The sequence below is a fragment of the Flagellimonas ochracea genome (genome assembly GCF_009903685.1).
Taxonomy (GTDB): domain Bacteria; phylum Bacteroidota; class Bacteroidia; order Flavobacteriales; family Flavobacteriaceae; genus Flagellimonas; species Flagellimonas ochracea.
On sequence record NZ_JAAABI010000001.1, the window covers coordinates 804,359 to 822,286 of the forward strand.

Sequence of the window (17,928 nt, forward strand, 5' to 3'; positions counted from 1 at the left end):
TGTGCTGCTTAATTATACTTCACGGTTAAAATAGGCAAATAAAACCTCAAAACAAAGTAGGTTGGTCAGAACCCTCATCTTTTGATTTTATATCATCATTGGTAACATCTATGGACTCTTCGTCGATCACCTCGATTTCTTCTGGAGCTTGTTCCTTGGGCTCCACATAAGGCAAAGGTTCCAAAACATTAATGTTCTTTACCTTTTCTGAAGTCAATTGGTTCCCCAAAGCTTTAATCCCCTTAATGGCTATAAAATCTTCAACATCCACTTTTTGGTTGGGTTTGGGATCTTTTCCTCTGGGTTTGGTAAATTCTATTTCGATGACGGGCCTCCAATCGGTCGCCACCAATTCCAAGAACGATTTTGGATGCTCTGAGATTACCAGTTCTTCCTTATTTGGATTTTCTATCAAAAAACGTTTCAGATAATACCGTTCTTTTTGACCTTCGTAATGAATGACAGATATTGGTTTCTTGGGATTCCATTTTTCCAGTTTTATCATATCGTCATTAAAACGAGTCAATAAATCAGGGGCAATGGTCTTTATAGTCCCGTTTTGCTCTACTACCAATAAGAGGTCATCGCCCCTGAACTCCCCTAGCAACTCTCCCCTTCCTTCTACATTGAGTCTGCCCACAATATCATCGAACCAAATTTTTCTTGGTTTTAGTGTGGATACACCCTTTTCCTTAAGCTCTATTCTCTTGACAGCATATTTTGTTACAAGATTACCCCTTGCGCTCCTTCCTTTTATAATGACATCGGCAAAATCCAAGTCCCATTTTAATTTTTTAATACTTCCGGATTGCCTAAGCATCACCGTGACAACTTCTGCTTCTCCATTGGGGTTGGCTGAAAAGTAGAGCACTTCGGCTGAAGCTTTTTCTCCTGCCAATTGATATATTTTATCACGAGTAATACTGGTAACATTAAACCTCTTAATGTAGCTCGGACCCCCCTTGCCCACTTTGTAAGCCATATTATAGGTAGTGCGTTTGTCTTTCTTTTTGAATACGGCCACATGGATAATGTTCTTGCCAACAAACGTTTTGGAATCCACTTTGGTGACCATCATCTCCCCTTTTTTGGTGAAAACAATAATGTCATCAATATCGCTGCAATCGGTTACATATTCATCGCGCCTCAATGAAGTTCCCACGAAACCTTCTTCCCTGTTCACATAGAGCTTTGTGTTTCGTATTACCACCTTGGTAGCTTCTATATCATCAAAAATCTTTATTTCTGATTTACGTTCCCGCCCCTTGCCATATTTCTTTTTGAGCTCTTTGAAATAATCAATGGCAAAATCCACTAGGTTTTCGAGATGATGTTTCGTTTGGGCTATACGATCTTCCAGACTTTCAATGAGTTGCTGTGCTTTTTCCAAATCAAACTTGGAGATTCGTTTAATCCGTATTTCTGTCAACCGCACAATATCTTCCTCCGTCACCGCTCTTTTTAGGTTTTTGATGTGAGGCTTCAAACCCTTGTCAATGGCAGCGATAACCCCTTCCCAAGTTTCCTCCTCTTCAATATCACGATAAATCCTATTTTCAATAAAGATTCGCTCCAACGAGGCAAAGTGCCACTGCTCCTCCAGCTCCTTGAGTTGTATTTGAAGCTCTGCTTTAAGCAATTCCACAGTATTGTCCGTGGAGCGCTCAAGCATTTCTTTTATGCCGATAAACCTGGGTTTGTTATCCTCAATAATGCAGGACAGTGGGGAAATGGAGGATTCACAGGCTGTAAATGCATATAGGGCATCAATGGTTTTGTCTGGAGACAGGCCACTGGGCAAATGCACCAATATTTCTACTTCGGCAGCCGTGTTGTCTTCAATCTTTTTGATTTTGATTTTACCCTTGTCGTTGGCTTTTAGAATGGAATCAATTAGAGACGATGTGTTGGTCCCATATGGGATTTCACTAATGATCAAGGTGTTCTTGTCCAGGGATGAGATCTTTGCACGAACCCGAACTTTCCCTCCTCGCATGCCGTCATTATAATTGGTCACATCGATAATACCCGCAGTAGGGAAGTCAGGATATAATTTAAAACGTTGTCCTTTTAAATGTTTGATGGAAGCGTCAATCAGCTCATTGAAATTGTGCGGTAAGATCTTGGTGGACAGCCCTACTGCAATACCCTCTGCCCCTTGGGCCAACAGCAATGGGAACTTAACCGGTAAATTTATGGGCTCTTTTTTTCTTCCATCATACGACAGCTGCCATTCCGTAATTTTTGGACTGTAGACAACTTCCAATGCAAACTTAGAAAGTCGTGCTTCAATGTAACGTGAAGCCGCTGCACTGTCACCGGTCAAAATATTACCCCAGTTTCCCTGGGTATCGATAAGGAGATCTTTCTGACCGATTTGAACCATGGCATCGGCAATACTTGCATCCCCGTGAGGATGGTACTGCATGGTATGTCCCACGACATTGGCCACTTTGTTGTAGCGTCCGTCGTCCAATTCCTTTAGCGCATGCATAATTCTGCGCTGCACTGGTTTAAAACCATCTTCGATGGCCGGTACGGCACGCTCCAAAATGACATATGAGGCATAATCCAAAAACCAATCTTTGTACATGCCTGTCACCTTGGTAAGGGTGTCCTGGTTTTCTAAACCTTCATCATTCAATGCTTCGTTCTCTTCCATGTAGAAGGAATGGTAGTTTATTGATTAATAGTTATTTTTCTTCTATTAAATCGAGTTCTACTTTAAGATTATTTATAATGAATTCCTGTCGGTCGGGCGTATTTTTGCCCATATAGAACTTCAACAGATTATCGATGCTCATGGCCTTGTCCAGCATAACAGGTTCCAAACGGATATCATCGCCAATAAAATGTTTGAACTCATCCGGAGAAATTTCACCCAACCCCTTAAATCTCGTTATTTCTGGTTTCCCTGACAGTTTATCAAGAGCCGCACGTTTCTCCTCCTGACTGTAACAATAAATGGTTTCTTTTTTGTTTCGCACCCGAAATAACGGTGTTTGGAGAATATAAAGGTGGTTTTCTTTGATCAATTCTGGAAAAAATTGCAAAAAGAATGTAATCAGCAACAATCGAATGTGCATTCCATCCACATCGGCATCCGTAGCGATCACGATATTGTTGTAGCGAAGGTCTTCCATGGACTCCTCGATGTTCAAAGCCGCCTGCAGCAGATTGAATTCCTCATTTTCGTAAACGATTTTTTTGGACATGCCATAGGAGTTCAATGGCTTACCCCGGAGACTGAATACGGCTTGCGTGTTTACGTCCCTTGATTTAGTTATGGACCCAGATGCAGAATCCCCTTCAGTAATAAAAAGGGTGGTCTCCAGCCTTCGGTCCTTTTTCATATCCTGAAGGTGTATTCGGCAGTCCCGTAATTTTTTGTTGTGGAGACTGGCCTTTTTTGCCCGCTCGCGTGCCAATTTTCGAATACCAGAGAGTTCTTTTCGTTCTTTTTCGGCCTGAACAATTTTTCGTTGTAAAACTTCCGCAGTTTGCGGATTCTTATGCAGGTAATTGTCTAGATATTTACCGATAAAATCATTGATGTAGGTTCGCACTGTAGGTAAATCACCCCCCATATCGGTAGAGCCCAATTTAGTTTTGGTCTGACTCTCGAACACGGGTTCCATCACTTTTATTGAAATGGCAGAAATTATTGATTTTCTAATATCTGAAGCATCATAATTCTTACCATAATAATCACGCAAGGTCTTTACAATCGTCTCTCTAAAAGCAGATTGATGGGTTCCTCCTTGGGTGGTATGCTGTCCGTTTACAAAAGAGTGATATTCTTCACTATATTGCGTTTTACTGTGCGTTAGCGCAACTTCTATGTCTTCTCCTTTAAGATGAACAATCGGATATAAAAAATCTTCTTGGTTATTGTTATCCTCCAACAAATCCCTTAAGCCGTTTTCGGAATGGTACTTTTCCCCATTAAAGACGATGGTCAATCCCGGATTAAGGTATACGTAGTTCTTGAGCATGCGTTCTACATACTCGTTCCGGTATTTGTATTTTTTGAAAATGGATTCGTCAGGCACAAAACTTACCTTGGTACCTCTGCGCCTTGAAGTTTCTTTCAAAAACTCTTCATTCACAAGGTCGCCCGTCTCAAATTCAGCGATTTTGGATTGCCCGTCCCGGTTGGACTCCACTCGGAAATACGTGGAAAGTGCATTGACGGCCTTGGTTCCCACACCATTCAACCCTACCGACTTTTTGAAGGCCCGGGTATCGTACTTTCCTCCGGTATTCATTTTGGAGACCACATCGACTACCTTGCCCAAGGGAATGCCTCGACCATAATCACGCACATGAACGGTATTTTCCCGTATGCTGATTTCGATGGTCTTGCCCGCACCCATCACAAACTCGTCGATACAGTTATCGATGACCTCCTTGAGCAAAATGTAGATGCCATCATCAGCGGAAGAACCATCGCCCAATTTACCAATGTACATCCCTGGGCGCATGCGGATATGCTCCTTCCAGTCCAGCGAACGGATATTGTCCTCGGTATATTGGGTTTCTGCCATTAGTTAAGGGTTAATCCTTGCTAATATAAAATTTAGGGGCAAAAATAAAAGTAAAGCGGGAAGAAAGTAATCAACATCTGGTGTTGATAGTCATAAATAGCATGGTTCCGAACCTAGACATTAAACCTAAAATGCATCACATCCCCATCCTTTACTATATATTCCTTCCCCTCAACGCGCATACGTCCCGCTTCTTTTACTTTGGCCTCGCTGCCATATTTAACATAATCTTCATAGGAAATGACCTCGGCGCGGATAAAGCCTTTTTCAAAATCAGTATGTATAACCCCTGCGGCTTGTGGTGCCGTTGCTCCAACGGGAATGGTCCACGCTCTTACCTCTTTTTCACCTGCGGTGAAATAAGTTTCCAGATTCAATAACCTATAAGCGCCACGTATCAACTTGGATGAGCCCGGTTCTGTTAACCCCATGTCTTCCAAGAACATCTGCCGTTCTTCAAAAGTATCCAACTCGGTAATATCGGCCTCAGTGCCCACAGCCAAAAAAATGACTTCAGCATTCTCGTTGGCTACAGCTTCTTTTACCTTCTCCACATAGGCATTGCCGTCCACCGCTGAAGCTTCATCCACATTACAAACATACATTACAGGCTTGTCGGTAATCAATTGGAGTGGTTTCACATAGGTTATTTTTTCTTCATCTCCTAAAGGAATAGCTCTGACCGATTCCCCCGACTCCAGTCCTTCTTTTACTTTGGACAACACAGTCTCTTCTTTCTGGGCTTCCTTGTTTCCCGTTTTGGCAGCGCGTTTCACCTTGTCCAGTTTCTTTTCAACACTCTCCAAATCCTTCAGTTGCAATTCCATATCAATGGTCTCCTTATCCCGAATAGGGTCAACGGAGCCATCTACATGCACCACATTGTCATCGTCAAAACACCTCAAAACATGGAGAATGGCATCGGTTTCACGAATGTTTCCCAAAAATTGATTGCCGAGTCCTTCACCCTTACTGGCGCCCTTTACCAAACCGGCAATATCCACAATCTCAACGGTGGCTGGAATTACACGCTCAGGTTTTACAAGCTCCTCCAGCTTTTGCAATCGTGTATCTGGAACATTCACCACCCCAATATTGGGCTCTATGGTACAAAAGGGAAAGTTGGCACTTTGTGCCTTGGCATTGGACAAGCAATTGAAAAGGGTCGATTTTCCTACGTTTGGTAATCCTACAATACCGGCTTTCATTAATGAGATATTAGATTTCAGACATTCGATAGCAGCACCAAAAAAGTTGATTGCTGATTTAAGGCTGCAAATATAAGTTGAAGTTTTGGTTGGTCAGTTAAAATCCGCTGATCAAAAGATAGAAACCAATAATGAACACCGCCACAATACCCAAAATAGCTATTATGGAAAGAAAACATCCTGCCTGTTTCCAAAATCCGTTATATGATTGTTCTTTTTCCTGCATAAAAAACCCGAACCATTTTGATTCGGGTCAAATTTCTTTTTCTATAGTTTACCCATCTGGATGCATAAAGCGCTGCTTGCCGAGAAGTTCGTCCTCCGTTTCCACACGGTCTTCATCAGGAACACAGCAATCCACAGGACACACGGCCGCGCACTGCGGCTCCTCATGGAATCCCATACATTCGGTACACTTATCTGGAGCGATATAATATATTTCATCACTAATCGGTTCTTGAACCTCATCAGCATTTACGGCCTTACCGTCGGGCAAAACCACATCGCCGGTCAAGGAAGTTCCGTCACTGTATCGCCATTCATCCGCGCCTTCATAAATTGCAGTGTTGGGGCATTCTGGCTCACATGCACCACAATTTATACATTCATCTGTTATGATAATTGCCATAATTTTCTTTTTCCTTTAGCTGAAATCTTCAAGCATGCTTACTTTTGGCAAAAATAAAGCCTACTCAATTAGTGTACAAATATAATCATGCGGCATCCAGCTATTTTAGAAGCTTTTGTTAAACTCGGAAGTTTTATCAGGGATTTCTGTGAAAACCACAATAGGGATGATTCAAGTTTGGATGATAACTTCATTCGAACCATCACTTTGGCCGAACAACAAAATGGCTGGTTTACACGAAATAATATTCTTTATGCCCTAGAACAATGGTCAGCGCTATTGACCAAGGAAAACCTGGAACAGTGGCTCTCAAAATATTCCATTGACGACAATGTCACTCCAAAAACTATCGGAATCGTAATGGCGGGAAATATTCCTCTCGTGGGTTTTCATGATTTTATCTGCGTGCTTTTAACGGGAAACAAGGTGTTGGCAAAGCTTTCTTCCAATGACAAAATACTCCTTCCCTTTTTGGTGGATTTTTTGGTAAAACAAGAACTAAAATTCAAAGAAAAAATAAGCTTTGTAGAAGGCAAGTTCAAGGACTTTGATGCCATCATTGCTACTGGAAGCAACAACACGAGCCGCTATTTTGAGTATTATTTTTCAAAAGGACCCAATATTATTCGGAAAAACAGAAATTCCGTGGCCATACTTACAGGCAATGAGTCCAAAGGACAGTTAGTTGCCCTGGGTGAGGACATTTTTAGGTATTTCGGCTTGGGTTGTCGTAATGTTTCCAAAATTTTCGTGCCCAAAGGATACAACTTTAATGTCCTTTTTGATGCATTATTTTCGTATAAACACGTAATAGACCATCATAAATATGCCAATAACTACGACTATAACAAGGCCGTTTATCTGATGAGTGATTTCAAGATTTTGGACAATGGCTTTCTTCTTCTCAAGGAAGACAAAAGTCTTTCATCCCCTATTGCTGCTCTCTTCTACACGTACTACGACTCAGAAAAAACGTTAAGGGAAGAGCTTAACAATCAAAAGGAAGCATTGCAATGTATTGTTTCCGATGGGAGCAAAGAAACTGACATCTCCTTTGGTGATACCCAAAAACCCACATTGGATGAATATGCCGATGGTGTGGACACTATGGAGTTTTTAATAAACCTATAATGCAAGACTTCCTTATACTAGCGTTTTTAGATACAAGTTTTTTTAAGACCTTTACCCCTCGAAACACAGAACATGAAAAAACACAATTTTAGTGCAGGACCCTGCATTTTACCTCAAGAAGTGATGCAGAAAGCATCCGAAGCCGTATTGGAATTGGACGGCATTGGATTGTCGTTGATTGAAATATCCCATCGAAGTAAGGAATTTGTTGATATCATGGAAAAAGCCCGTTCGCTGGCACTGGAACTGCTAGGTTTAGAGGGCAAAGGTTACCAAGCACTCTTTCTACAAGGAGGCGCAAGCACCCAATTTTTGATGGCCGCCTACAACATGCTTGAAAACAAGGCGGGATACGTAAATACGGGAACATGGAGTCTTAAAGCCATTAAGGAAGCACGGTTGTTCGGCGATGTCGTGGAAGTGGCTTCTTCGCAGGATCACAATTTCAATTACATACCCAGAGGGTATGGCATCCCAAATGATTTGGATTACCTGCACCTTACCTCGAACAATACCATCTTCGGAACGCAAATCAAGGAATTCCCGAAAACTGATGTGCCCTTGGTATGCGATATGAGTTCAGATATTTTCTCAAGACAGCTTGATTTTTCCAAGTTCGATATATTCTACGCTGGAGCCCAGAAGAACATGGGGCCAGCCGGAACCACTTTAGTGGTCATAAGAGAAGAAGCATTAGGGAAGGTTACTCGAAAAATACCTTCCATGCTCGATTATTCGGTACATATATCCAAGGACAGTATGTTCAATACCCCTCCCGTATTTGCCGTTTATGTATCCATGCTAACCATGCAATGGTTGAAGGATTTGGGTGGAATTGCTGCCATTGAAGAAATCAATGAGAAAAAGGCTAATCTGATTTATTCAGAAATTGATTTGAATCCTGTTTTTTCCGGTTTTGCCGCCAAAAAAGACCGCTCCAACATGAATGCCACTTTTACCATCACGGATGAAACGCTAAAGGACATTTTTGATGAAAAATGCAAGGAGGCAGGAATAAATGGAATAAATGGTCATCGTTCTGTTGGTGGTTATAGGGCATCTATGTACAATGCACTTTCCCTTGAAAGTGTTGGGGTGCTCGTTGACATTATGAGCGAAATGGAAAAGAAGGGATAGCACATGATAAAAGTTCTAGCAAACGACGGCTTAGGCAAAGCTGGAATAGAAATGCTCGAAAAAGAAAATTTTGAGGTGATAACCACAAAAGTGGCCCAAGAGCAGTTGGCAAATTACATCAACCAAAATAACATTCAGGTCTTGTTGGTTCGAAGTGCCACAAAAGTGCCCAAAAAACTCATCGATGCCTGTCCCCATATCAAATTAATAGGTCGTGCAGGCGTTGGCATGGACAATATTGATGTGGCGTATGCCAAATCGAAAGGAATCCATGTAATAAATACGCCGGCAGCATCATCCGCATCCGTAGCAGAATTGGTGTTCGCCCATTTGTTCAACGGTGTACGATTTTTGCACGATTCCAATCGAAATATGCCCTTGGAGGGCGATAGCAAGTTCAAGCAATTGAAGAAAAGTTATGCCAATGGCACCGAGCTTCGTGGTAAAACATTGGGCATCATTGGTTTTGGTAGAATTGGTCAAGCAACGGCCAAAATGGCCTTAGGATTGGGAATGAAGGTGATATACAATGACCATCATGCCGACATAGTGCCACTGGAAATTTCCTTTTATGATGGACAAAGGGTAAAATTCAATTTAACGAACCATGATTTTGATACCGTTCTCAAGAAATCCGATTTTTTAAGTCTTCATGTTCCTTCCCAAAACGGCTATGTGATCGGAAAAAAGGAATTGGAAAAGATGAAAACTGGTGCTGGGATAATCAATGCCTCTAGAGGTGGGGTTGTCGATGAAGTTGCCTTGTTGGATGCATTGGAAAACGACAAAATAGCCTTTGCAGGATTGGATGTTTTCGAATCCGAACCCAATCCGGAAATAAAGATATTAATGCATCCCAAAATAACCTTGAGCCCACACATTGGAGCATCTACCCAAGAAGCACAAGAACGAATTAGTATGGAAATGGCGTCCCAAATCATAGATTTGGTAACATAAATTTTCATCGCCTGGAAGAAGTGTGAAGGTATCTTTTTGTACATTGTAATCCTTAACTAAACTCTATAAGCATGTCAGGATTACTAGATTTAATTAATAGCCCTACGGGCAAACAATTGATAAGTGGGGTTGCTGGTCAAACCGGTCAGCCCGAGGACAAAACAGCCGAGGTTTTAAGTATGGCCATGCCCTTATTGATGGGTGCCATGAAGAAAAACGCTTCAACCCCTGGAGGAGCACAAGGATTAATGAACGCCCTTTCTTCCAAACATGATGGAAGCATCTTGGACGATTTAGGAGGTCTTTTTGGTGGTGGAGTGAACCAAAATGTGGTTAATGACGGTGCCGGGATTCTAGGTCATGTTTTTGGGGCCAAACAACCACAAGTGGAAAACGCCCTGAGCAGTAAATCTGGAATGGATGCGGGAACCATATCTCAAATATTAAAGATAGCGGCACCTATACTGCTCGGTTATTTAGGAAAACAAACCAGGCAACAGAGTGTAAGCAGCCCTGAAGGATTAAACGGTCTTTTGGGTGGTCTCATGGGTGGAGGTCGAGCTGCCAATAAACAACAGTCATTGGTAGAATCATTTTTGGATTCTGATGGCGATGGAAGTGTCATTGATGATTTGGCCGGCATGGTATTGAACGGAGGAAGTCGTAAGAAAGGAGGACTGGGAGGTCTATTGGGCGGTCTTTTCGGCAAATAAAACTTCTTAACTTTATTTAACAGAGCCATTTGAGTTTTCAAATGGCTTTTTTGTATTTTAAGCTTATGAAAAAGAGCATTTTACCATTCATTATAATAGTGTTGTCGGTTTTCGCCTGCGGTACTCAAAAAGAAGCCCTCGAAATTTCTTCTGAGGAAAAAGCGGTTTTTAAATCGGAGGACGAAGAGCCTGTCGAAATCAAGGATGAAGTATCTGAATACGAGATAATTATTATCGAACCTGGTTTTAATGCCTGGTTATTGAGCATTGCCAGACCCGAAGGCTACTATTCGCAACAATTCATGGAAAACCGGAACATGCTTTATGTAATGGAATGGAACCGAAGGGTACTACAGCCTAATCGATACAGCCCTTTCCTTTATGAAATGCAAATCAACTACGAACCGGGAATTGATTACGGGTATGAAGTGAACTACAAACTCTACAACTACTTCATTTATTTCCAAAGAAAATATAATCAGCGCTTGGGTCCTTACATCCCAAGAATTTAAAATCCTATTTTTGCCATCTAATTCTATGGGGATGGAAAAAATAAAAAAGCGCTGGGAGATTGCAAAAAACTGGCAACTGCTCTACCCTTTTCTCGGATTTGCAGCTACTATGTACACTGCTTATCTGGTCGCTAGGCGCCTTTTGCACTATTTTGAATTGAACAACACGTGGCACGAGTGGGTTTTTACTCTTGGTGTTTCCCTTGTTTTATATTTTGTTTTGGTCCGCTTTTTTATTTGGTGCTTCAAAAAATTGGAGAACAAATGGAAAGTAACCTATCAATGGGAAATGATAGCCATCTTCATAGTTTTCGCTATTACCGGTAGTTTGTCCGCCAAAATGGCCCAACCCTTGGTGGAATGGTTTGGATTAGGAAAAGAAGTGACCCACGGAGCACTTTACTGGACAGCTCGAATTTTGTTGATTTTTCCAATCTATCAAGTGCTTTTGGTACTTGTAGGATGGGTTTTTGGTCAATTTCAATTCTTTTGGAGTTTTGAGAAAAAAATGTTGAAACGTATGGGTCTAGGATTTTTAATCCCATAATTTATATTTTTCTTAACATATAATAGCCTCTTTAATTAGCTAGTTTTGCAGCATATGAAGCAAGTAACAAGAGTATTTGGTGTTCTGCTCTTCGTCTCCTTGATGTTGCTCAAGGTAAGTGCTCTTCATGTCTACTCCCACCAAGATGATAAGGGTGACACCATTGAAAACTGTCAAATCTGTAACATTCTTGCTGAGAACCAAACGGCTGAAGTGCCGTTGGCATCAACTTCGGACTTTACCGCAGTTCTCATACCAACAATCACGATTGAAGTTGTTTATGAACAACCCGTATTCAAGAGACAGCAACATACACTGCATTGTATTTCCCGTCCACCCCCTACTGGTAGCGTCTAAATTCATTTGACCCGTTTGGCTTTCCTATAGAAAGCATTACCAGAATTACATTGTTTATTGAACAAATATGAAGCAATCGCTTTTCGCCATACTAGTGGCAATACTTCCTTTTATTGGATATTCCCAGGACTGTGACAATGTTCTCGCAGGTCAGGTTATTGATTACCATTCTAAAACTCCCTTGGAAAATGCCACGATCTTGGTTATAAATAACCAATTGGAGGTAAAAACTGATCTCAAAGGAAAATTCAAAATCGAGAATTTATGCACAGCGTCTTATCAGTTGCAGGTTTCCCATCCTTCGTGTACTACTATAGTTCAAGAAGTACAAGTAGATGGAGTTACTTGGGTGGACATTAAACTGGAACACCATCTTGAAGAGTTGGATGAAGTAAAAGTGGTCGGTGATATCATAAAAGATAAAACCAATTCTGCACAAGAAGAAACGCTTGCCCTAGGTGCCATTGAAAGTTATAGCTCTGGAAGCTTAGGGGACGCTTTGCGCGATTTGGGTGGAGTGTCGTCCCTGAATACAGGTTCCAACATTGTTAAACCCGCTATTCATGGATTAAATGGGAGTCGAGTCTTAATTTTGAATGATGGCGTCCGTATGCAAGATATGGAATGGGGTGATGAACATGCACCAAATATCGACATCAACGCAGCTGGTTCTGTTTCCGTCATTAAAGGTGCCTCAGCGCTTCAATATGGGGGCGATGCCATCGGTGGGACCATAGTTATGGACCTTGCTAGAGTTCCCTTGAAAGATACCCTGTATGGGAAAACGATTATTAATGGCATGACCAACGGAAGAGGAGGAAGTGTTGCGTCATCGTTGACCCGTGCCTTTGGCAATGGTTGGTTCGTCAAAGTACAGGGAAATTATAAACGATTGGGTGACCAAGAGGCTCCAGATTATATATTGTCGAACACCGGCGTTAAAGAAGTAGCGGCTTCGCTTCAATTGGGAAAACAACAATTCACATGGGGATGGGACGCGCGATATTCTTATTTCAATACCGAAATAGCTATTTTGCGTGCTTCCCACATAGGTAATGTGGACGATTTAATTCGCAGCATCAATAGCGGTGAACCGGAAATTGTTAGACCTTTTACATACGACCTACAAAACCCGAGACAAGAAGTAACCCATCATTTAGGAAAATTAAAAGTCTATAAACGGTTTGAAGGTCTAGGAAAATGGAACATGCAATATGACTTTCAGAATAACAGACGATTTGAATTTGATGTGCGAAGAGGCGAACAAAATGACAGGGCCTCCATCGACTTAGAATTGACCACACATACTTTGAACACCGATTTTAAATGGGATGCAAAGGAACAACTGCAATTACATATTGGTTTGTTGGGAAGATATCAAGATAACTTTGCCAACCCCGCTACTGGTGTAAGACGGCTTATTCCAGACTATGAAAAACTGGATTTTGGTGGTTTTCTAATCGGCGAGTATCGGGTAAACGATGAGCTATTGTTGGATGGTGGTTTGCGCTATGACTTTACCCAAATTGACGCACAGAAGTTCTATCAAACTTCGCGATGGGAAGAGCGTGGCTATGATGTAGTTTTTCAGGATTTGATTGTTGAAGATAGGGGCACACAGCTACTTGTGAATCCAGTGTTCGATTATCACAATGTTTCAGTAACCCTTGGTGCCAACTATGCTCCAACGCTCGACACGGAAATTAAATTCAATTATGCTTTGGCGCAGCGAGCGCCCAACCCCTCCGAGCTTTTTAGTGACGGCCTGCATCATTCTGCTGCACGAATAGAATTGGGGGATTTGCTAATTGACAGTGAAACGTCGCACAAGCTCATGTTGTCCTATCAAAAAGACTTCAACGCTTGGGGAGTTGCTTTAGAACCTTATGCCAACTGGGTTCAAAATTTCATATTGCTTGAACCTACAAGTGTTGAGTTTACCATACGGGGAGCCTTTCCTGTTTGGGAATATCGCCAAACCGATGCGCGGCTTTTGGGTGTGGATTTTTCCGCTTACTCCAACTGGACTTCACAATGGAAAACGGACCATCAATTTTCTGTGGTAAAGGGTGCAGATAGAAACAGAAATACAGCATTGATCAATATTCCAGCCGCTGACCTCAGGAATAAGCTAACTTATTCCAGACCAGATTGGAAAGATTTTGAAGCGTCTCTGGAAAGTCAGTACGTATTTCGCCAGAATGAGGTTCCCGACAATATTGTGGTCTTTTCACCTGAACAGCAACAAGAGGTTCTCTTGGAAATAAATACTCCGCCTGAAGCTTATCATCTGTTGACCTTTAGGTCAAAAATGGAATTTGCAATATCGAAAAAAACAAAGCTGACCACCTCTGTGGCAGTTAATAACCTTTTAAACACCAATTATAGAGAATACCTGAACCGTCAGCGTTTTTTTGCTGATGATTTAGGAAGAAATTTCCTTTTACAATTAAAATTCAACTATTAAATCATTACTATTATGAAAACAGTAAATATTTTTTCAATCTTATTTCTTGCAACATTACTAGTTACGGGATGCTCCGAAGATGACAATACTCCGGAAGAAGTAAATGAAGAGGAAACCATTACTACCTTGATTATTACCTTGACACCAGCGGGCGGGGGAACGGCCATAACACTTCAATCCCAAGACTTGGATGGTGATGGGCCTAATGCTCCAGTTGAAACCGTTTCTGGAAATCTGTCAACAAGTACCACCTATTCGGGGTCTGTTGTTGTACTGAATGAAACCGAAACTCCTGCTGAAGACATCACCGAGGAGGTTGAGGAAGAAGCAGAGGAACACCAATTCTTTTATGTACCCACTGGAAATATTGCGGGTATCACGTATTCTGACCAGGATAGTGATGGAAACCCAATTGGGATAGAATTTGAACTTACCACCGGTGCTGCCGGTGCTGCCACGCTAACTGCGACATTACGCCATGAGCCTAAAAAACCAAATGATGGCACCTTGGCCGACGCCGGTGGTGAAACGGATGCTACGGCAACTTTTGACCTTACCGTGGAGTAAATAGAAAAAATCATTAAGTGTTGTTCAACAGGGCTGGATACTATTTTCAGTCCTGTTTATTTTTTGTTGGAGAAAAAATGGGTATACAACCACATAATTGTGAAGGAAGGAACGATATCCATACCTGGGACCAATTCTTCCACAAAGGTGAAAACCCCTGCAGCCTGACCAATTCTTCCCTTGTACATGCGAGTCATCAGCCATCCGGCAATAGGTGCCCAAATAACATCGGAGAACTCCCCTATTCCAGGAATGGCATAAGACAACATTCCGATGCCATCAAATAAGAGCCCTAGAAGGAGGTTTCGATATTTAGGGTCTTTTACTTCCGCCATTGTGGAAAAATAGGAATTCCAAGCGAATTGAAGAAATTACATTAGGACAAATCGGAACTGATCAACTTGAGAAACTCATTTCGAGTCTCTATTTTTTCAAACTGTCCTCGGAAGCCCGAAGTGGTGGTTACGGAGTTTTGTTTTTGAACCCCCCTCATCATCATGCACATGTGAGCTGCTTCTATAACTACTGCAACGCCTTTAGGTTGCAAGGTACTGTTGATGCATTCCAAAATATCATGGGTCAATCGCTCTTGCACCTGTAATCTTCGGGCAAAAACGTCTACCACCCTTGGTATCTTGCTCAAACCTACAATGTGTCCATTGGGAATGTAAGCTATATGAGCCTTTCCAAAAAATGGCAACATGTGGTGTTCGCAGAGTGAATAAACCTCAATATCTTTAATGATGACCATATCATCGTAACTTTCCTCGAACATGGCCCCTTTCAATATTTCAGTGGCATCCTGCTTGTAGCCCTGCGTTAAAAAAAGCATGGCCTTGGCAGCTCGTTCCGGAGTATTTACAAGACCTTCACGAGTGATATCTTCTCCAATATCATCCACAATTCTGGAAAAGTGTTCCTTTACCTCATTGGTGATTTCAATATTGTATTCTTCTAAATTCTGATATGGTGACATATGTTAATTGACTCTATTTATTCTTTTTGCAAAGTATTTGTTCAGTTTTTGGATTTTTGGGTCTATGATAAATTGACAATACGGTTGTTGCCGATGGCCATTGTAATAGTTCTGATGCTCCTCCTCTGCCAGATAAAATGGTTTTTCCTCAGAAATAGCGGTGACTATAGATGTGTTAAAAATGCGTTCTTTTTCCAAGAGGGCAATAAATTCTTCCGCTTCCTTTTTTTGTTCGGGGCTTGTATAGAATATTTCACTTCGATATTGTGTTCCCACATCATTGCCCTGTCTGTTCAGGGTGGTGGGATCATGTGTGGCGAAAAAAACCTCAAGAAGCTCTACAAATGAAATTTTGGTTGCATCAAAAGTTATTCTAATAGCTTCTGCATGACCTGTTCGACCAGTTACAATTTCTCGGTACGCTGGATTTTTAATGGTTCCACCTGTATATCCAGAAACTACCTCCTCTACCCCATCCAAACGTTGAAAAATGGCTTCGGTACACCAAAAACAGCCTCCTGCTAAAATTGCAGTTTCAAAAGAATTATTTTGTTTATCCATTTAAGTGCAAAGTTAAACAAAGTTTATCATTCCAGCACTACACCGTAGCACTATTTTGTCGCTATCAGTCGTTACAAAACTAATTTCCTTATTTCAATATCAAACTTTGTCACTTTCGTCGTAATCCTTACTTTCACCCTGCATAAGCAGTATTTTAATGATAAAAGCGAAAAACATCAAGAAGAGCTATGGGAACCTTGAGGTGTTGAAAGGAGTTGATTTAGAGGTTCAAAAAGGGGAAGTGGTCTCTATTGTTGGGGCTTCCGGTGCAGGCAAGACCACCTTATTGCAAATATTGGGTACGCTTGATGTCCCATCAAACAAAACGGAAAGCTCTTTATTGGTCAACAATACTGATGTAACCCAATTGAACGATAAAAATCTGGCTCGATTCAGGAATGACCATATTGGGTTTATTTTTCAATTTCATCAGTTATTGCCAGAATTTACAGCGTTGGAAAATGTGTGTATCCCGGCTTTTATAAAAAACACTCCTAAAGCTGAGGCAGAAAAAAGGGCCAAAGAACTTTTGGATTTCTTGGGATTGAAAGAGCGTTACCATCATAAGCCCAATGCCCTTTCCGGAGGGGAACAACAACGTGTTGCCGTTGCGCGGTCTTTAATGAACAATCCATCTGTTATTTTGGCCGATGAACCTAGTGGCAATCTTGATTCAGAAAGTGCGGACAATCTCCATCGACTCTTTTTTAAGTTAAGAGACGAATTTGGACAGACCTTTGTTTTGGTCACACACAATAAAGAACTGGCCGATATGGCCGATCGTAAACTTACCATGGTGGATGGATTGATTGTTTCCTAACGAAATGAACAGCACAGAAATCAAGAACTTTCTGGAGGAAAAGGTTGTAAAATACAACCATCCAAAATTCTTGGAAGATGATCCGTTACAAATTCCACATCGGTTCAGCAAAAAGGAAGATATTGAAATAAGTGGCTTTTTGACGGCTACCATCGCCTGGGGCAACCGAAAAAGTATCATCAAAAATGCCTCCCATTTGATGGAGTTATTGGATCAAGCCCCCCATGATTTTGTTTTGAACCATTCAAAAAAGGATCTAAAAAAGCTGGAAACTTTCGTGCATCGTACTTTTAACGGAATGGATTTGGGCTATTTTGTCACAAGTATTCAAAATATATATGTCAATCATGGCGGATTGGAAACCCTCTTCACGAAGAATCAAGAAGATAAATCATTACAACCCGCCATTAGCAAGTTCAAGTCTGTTTTTTTTGAACTTCCTCATAACTCAAGAACCACCAAACATGTGTCCGACCCATCCAAAGGTTCTGCCGCAAAACGTATCAACATGTATTTGAGATGGATGGTTAGGGACAATAGCACCGGTGTAGATTTTGGGATTTGGAAGAACATAGGTCCTGCTTGCCTCTCCTGTCCTCTGGATGTACACTCTGGCCGCGTAGCCAGAAAACTTGGGCTCCTAAGGCGAAAACAAAATGATGCCAAAGCGGTTATGGAACTGGACAAAAGCTTGAGAAAATTGGACCCACAGGATCCGGTGAAATATGACTTTGCGCTATTTGGCCTTGGTGTTTTTGAGAAGTTTTAAATCAGGCCCCAAGTGTTAATCTAATTTCAGA

19 protein-coding genes are annotated in these 17,928 nt (G+C 41.5%); 11 read left to right on the forward strand and 8 right to left on the reverse strand.

The window, feature by feature from the left end; translation table 11 throughout:
- Positions 1–46 precede the first annotated feature (46 nt).
- From GTQ34_RS03795 to GTQ34_RS03810, 5 genes are all read right to left on the reverse strand, one after another.
- A complete protein-coding gene (locus GTQ34_RS03795; protein WP_166522422.1) occupies positions 47–2,662 on the reverse strand; it encodes a DNA gyrase/topoisomerase IV subunit A in 2,616 nt (871 codons plus the stop codon).
- Positions 2,663–2,693: 31 nt separating this feature from the next.
- Positions 2,694–4,547, reverse strand: coding sequence for a DNA topoisomerase IV subunit B (locus GTQ34_RS03800; RefSeq protein ID WP_166522423.1), 1,854 nt, complete (start codon positions 4,545–4,547; stop codon positions 2,694–2,696).
- Positions 4,548–4,660: 113 nt separating this feature from the next.
- Positions 4,661–5,755, reverse strand: coding sequence for a redox-regulated ATPase YchF (ychF, locus tag GTQ34_RS03805; RefSeq protein ID WP_166522424.1), 1,095 nt, complete (start codon positions 5,753–5,755; stop codon positions 4,661–4,663).
- Between the two features lie 97 nt (positions 5,756–5,852).
- Complete coding sequence (locus GTQ34_RS16865) at positions 5,853–5,981, reverse strand: hypothetical protein (RefSeq protein ID WP_262885598.1); 129 nt, start codon at positions 5,979–5,981, stop codon at positions 5,853–5,855.
- Between the two features lie 48 nt (positions 5,982–6,029).
- Positions 6,030–6,383: a 4Fe-4S dicluster domain-containing protein gene (locus GTQ34_RS03810; protein ID WP_166522425.1), complete on the reverse strand. Its 354-nt coding sequence runs from the start codon at positions 6,381–6,383 to the stop codon at positions 6,030–6,032.
- Between the two features lie 87 nt (positions 6,384–6,470).
- On the opposite strand from GTQ34_RS03810, the gene GTQ34_RS03815 reads away from it, so the two are divergent.
- The 9 genes from GTQ34_RS03815 (at position 6,471) to GTQ34_RS03855 (ending at position 14,771) form a co-directional block, all read left to right on the forward strand.
- The gene (locus GTQ34_RS03815) at positions 6,471–7,514 is read left to right on the forward strand and encodes an acyl-CoA reductase (protein ID WP_166522426.1); all 1,044 of its coding nucleotides are present in this window, start codon (positions 6,471–6,473) and stop codon (positions 7,512–7,514) included.
- A gap of 72 nt (positions 7,515–7,586) precedes the next feature.
- On the forward strand, positions 7,587–8,651 hold the full coding sequence (gene serC, locus GTQ34_RS03820) for a 3-phosphoserine/phosphohydroxythreonine transaminase (RefSeq protein WP_166522427.1): 1,065 nt from the start codon (positions 7,587–7,589) through the stop codon (positions 8,649–8,651).
- A 6-nt stretch (positions 8,652–8,657) separates the two neighbouring features.
- A complete protein-coding gene (locus GTQ34_RS03825) occupies positions 8,658–9,608 on the forward strand; it encodes a D-2-hydroxyacid dehydrogenase (protein ID WP_166522763.1) in 951 nt (316 codons plus the stop codon).
- A 71-nt stretch (positions 9,609–9,679) separates the two neighbouring features.
- Positions 9,680–10,321, forward strand: coding sequence for a DUF937 domain-containing protein (locus tag GTQ34_RS03830; protein ID WP_166522428.1), 642 nt, complete (start codon positions 9,680–9,682; stop codon positions 10,319–10,321).
- Positions 10,322–10,386: 65 nt separating this feature from the next.
- Positions 10,387–10,833: a DUF6146 family protein gene (locus tag GTQ34_RS03835; RefSeq protein ID WP_166522429.1), complete on the forward strand. Its 447-nt coding sequence runs from the start codon at positions 10,387–10,389 to the stop codon at positions 10,831–10,833.
- A gap of 31 nt (positions 10,834–10,864) precedes the next feature.
- Positions 10,865–11,380: a DUF6787 family protein gene (locus GTQ34_RS03840; RefSeq protein ID WP_166522430.1), complete on the forward strand. Its 516-nt coding sequence runs from the start codon at positions 10,865–10,867 to the stop codon at positions 11,378–11,380.
- Positions 11,381–11,434: 54 nt separating this feature from the next.
- Positions 11,435–11,737, forward strand: coding sequence for a hypothetical protein (locus GTQ34_RS03845; protein ID WP_166522431.1), 303 nt, complete (start codon positions 11,435–11,437; stop codon positions 11,735–11,737).
- 67 nt (positions 11,738–11,804) lie between these two features.
- Positions 11,805–14,204: a TonB-dependent receptor gene (locus GTQ34_RS03850; RefSeq protein ID WP_166522432.1), complete on the forward strand. Its 2,400-nt coding sequence runs from the start codon at positions 11,805–11,807 to the stop codon at positions 14,202–14,204.
- A gap of 12 nt (positions 14,205–14,216) precedes the next feature.
- Entirely contained in the window at positions 14,217–14,771 is a 555-nt protein-coding gene (locus tag GTQ34_RS03855; RefSeq protein WP_166522433.1) for a type 1 periplasmic binding fold superfamily protein, read from the forward strand.
- 56 nt (positions 14,772–14,827) lie between these two features.
- Here GTQ34_RS03855 and GTQ34_RS03860 read toward each other — a convergent pair whose 3' ends face one another.
- The 3 genes from GTQ34_RS03860 to msrA are packed head-to-tail and all read right to left on the reverse strand — an operon-like array spanning position 14,828 to position 16,308.
- The gene (locus tag GTQ34_RS03860; protein WP_166522434.1) at positions 14,828–15,106 is read right to left on the reverse strand and encodes a hypothetical protein; all 279 of its coding nucleotides are present in this window, start codon (positions 15,104–15,106) and stop codon (positions 14,828–14,830) included.
- A gap of 41 nt (positions 15,107–15,147) precedes the next feature.
- Positions 15,148–15,747, reverse strand: coding sequence for a GTP cyclohydrolase I FolE (folE, locus tag GTQ34_RS03865; protein WP_166522435.1), 600 nt, complete (start codon positions 15,745–15,747; stop codon positions 15,148–15,150).
- Between the two features lie 3 nt (positions 15,748–15,750).
- Positions 15,751–16,308 carry a peptide-methionine (S)-S-oxide reductase MsrA gene (gene msrA, locus GTQ34_RS03870; RefSeq protein ID WP_166522436.1) on the reverse strand — a complete coding sequence of 186 codons (558 nt, stop codon included), beginning with the start codon at positions 16,306–16,308 and terminating at the stop codon, positions 15,751–15,753.
- A 157-nt stretch (positions 16,309–16,465) separates the two neighbouring features.
- On the opposite strand from msrA, the gene GTQ34_RS03875 reads away from it, so the two are divergent.
- Together GTQ34_RS03875 and GTQ34_RS03880 are read left to right on the forward strand one after the other, a co-directional pair.
- Positions 16,466–17,128 (forward strand): ABC transporter ATP-binding protein, encoded by a 663-nt coding sequence (locus tag GTQ34_RS03875; RefSeq protein WP_166522437.1) that lies wholly within the window; start codon positions 16,466–16,468, stop codon positions 17,126–17,128.
- A 4-nt stretch (positions 17,129–17,132) separates the two neighbouring features.
- On the forward strand, positions 17,133–17,897 hold the full coding sequence (locus GTQ34_RS03880) for a TIGR02757 family protein (RefSeq protein WP_166522438.1): 765 nt from the start codon (positions 17,133–17,135) through the stop codon (positions 17,895–17,897).
- Positions 17,898–17,928: the final 31 nt, after the last annotated feature.